Below are 1,936 nucleotides of genomic sequence, written 5' to 3'. Positions count from 1 at the left end.
GTCGCCCATTTGCTGCGCGAAGCTGTAGCCTTGGCCTGGCTTGTCCGAGAAGCCGAATCCGAGAAAGTCAAAGGCGACAACACGGCGGCCAGCGCTGACGAGATAGGGGATGATCTCGTCGTAGATATGCAGGTTGTCCGGAAAACCGTGCATCGGGACGAAGGCGGGGCCGTTGCCCGCATAATCGCGAACATATAGGGAGCCGCCAGTAACGGGGATCCGATGCTCGATAAACTTAGGTGTATCCATTGGGACTTCTCCTGGTGCCGGATGATGCGGTCTGCGTTAGCCGATCGATGCTTCGATCGCTGCTGCCACGCCGTTTGGATCGGTGACGAACGGTGTGTGGCCGGTGTCGAGCGTCTGTTGTTTCCGCACGGGCATCGCCGCGACCATTGCGGCCTGCAGTTCCGGGCTCACGACCTGGTCGCGTGCCGTGTGGATGTAGACCTTGTCCACACGGGCGAACTTTGCGGTCAGGTGCACGGGGGTTGCGAGTGGCGCCAGCGGTTCGGGAACGATGGCGCTCGCGACCATCGCGCGAACTTCCGGCGGCGCATCGTTAGCAAATAACCCGGCCCGCGCGTCCGGTGCGATGGTGGAAATGCCGTTGTCCTTATCAATCTGCACGGCGGGGCCAGCCTTGCTGCCCTTGTCGTTGGTGGCAACGCCCAAGAGCGATTGCCCATCCTGAGGCAGGTACGCTGCAAGATAGACGAGCGTCCTGATCTTGCCCGGCTCAGCTTCGGCAACCGCAGAGATAGGGAAACCGGCGAAGCTGTGGCCAACCAGCACGACCGGTTCCCTGTCGTTTGCAATAGCCGCGACAATGGCGTTGCGGTAACTGTCCATTGATACCTGATCCGCTGGCATTGGATTGCCGGGCCGGCCAGGCAGCGTCACGACCTGGACGCTATAGCCGTCATGCTTAAGCTTCACGGCAACTCCATCCCAAATCGACGACGTCTCCCAAGCCCCATGCACCAGCACGATCGGCGGCTTGTTTGTGTCTGCGCGTGCGGCCGCGAGTCCGCCAGCCACCATCAGCAAAGGCACAAGTGCCGAAAGCCGTATCCTGTTCATGCACGATCTCCGTCATTAAGAGTAAGGTTTCGCGGCGGACTGCCGCTTATTTCAGGATTTATTGTCTTGCATCGAGCGCGGGGTTAGAAGCCAGCTATTGTGGGTTTTACTTATGCGCCGGATGCATAGACATCGAGTAGATCGGATGTGGACTTCGCGAACTGATTTAGTTGACTACCGACTTCGCTAAAGCATGTTCGACCATGGTCTGGATGAACTTGCTGACGGAGCACCCTGTAAGATGCCCTTGTGTCTAGCCTGCAGTCATCGGACGGCTCGTCACTGCCATCGGAATTGAACGACCGCGACCGCGCCCGTTCAATACAGTAGTTCGGAATCCTTGACAGACTCGTCGTCGGGCGCTTTCAACACGCGCTCCGACATGTGGTGACGTGGCGTACGATCGATCACGAGGCTGAGCACGTCGGGCCGGCTGTAGTGACCTCGCGAGTCCATCATCCGTTTGCGCTTGTCAATCTGCCAGAAATCGAGTGCGGCGATTATTTCGCCCTCACCCTCGCGAAGCGGATCGCCACCCATATACTCGCCTTCCGGCGAGACGATCGCGGTGAAGCAGCCGTTTGAAATCGGACCAACCTGGGTCGTGTTGGTATCCTTGAGGATCTGCTGCTGCTGCTCGGGCGCGAGCCAAGCGGTCGCATTGACAACAAACGCGGCTGCCTCTAGTGCATGCTGGCGGATGTTGACGGAAATCTGCTCTGAGAACAGGTCACCCGCGAATGAGCCAGGATACATTGCCGAATGGATCTCCTCACCGTCAGCTATCAGCGCATAGCGCGCGAGGGGGTTGTAGTGTTCCCAGCAAGCGAGCTGGCCAACGCGGCCGACAGTG

General features: G+C 59.1%; 3 protein-coding genes. All 3 read right to left on the bottom strand.

The genetic code is table 11. The annotated features are described in order from the left end of the window. The coding region (locus P7F28_RS07370; protein ID WP_277183863.1) for an alpha/beta fold hydrolase at window positions 1-249 on the bottom strand (249 nt) is incomplete at its 3' end. A 36-nt stretch (window positions 250-285) separates the two neighbouring features. Next, window positions 286-1,083, bottom strand: coding sequence for an alpha/beta fold hydrolase (locus P7F28_RS07365; protein WP_277183862.1), 798 nt, complete (start codon window positions 1,081-1,083; stop codon window positions 286-288). Window positions 1,084-1,401: 318 nt separating this feature from the next. Continuing rightward, on the bottom strand, window positions 1,402-1,936 hold a 535-nt coding region (locus P7F28_RS07360), incomplete at its 5' end, for a nitrilase-related carbon-nitrogen hydrolase (protein WP_277183861.1).

The sequence above is a fragment of the Caballeronia sp. BR00000012568055 genome, assembly GCF_029439455.1.
Classification (GTDB): domain Bacteria; phylum Pseudomonadota; class Gammaproteobacteria; order Burkholderiales; family Burkholderiaceae; genus Caballeronia.
This window is presented reverse-complemented; position numbering and strand designations above follow the sequence as displayed.

Excerpts from the sequence above, each read along its gene's own strand:
- P7F28_RS07365 (WP_277183862.1), bottom strand. The coding sequence starts at position 1,083 with ATGAACAGGATACGGCTTTCGGCACTTGTGCCTTTGCTGATGGTGGCT.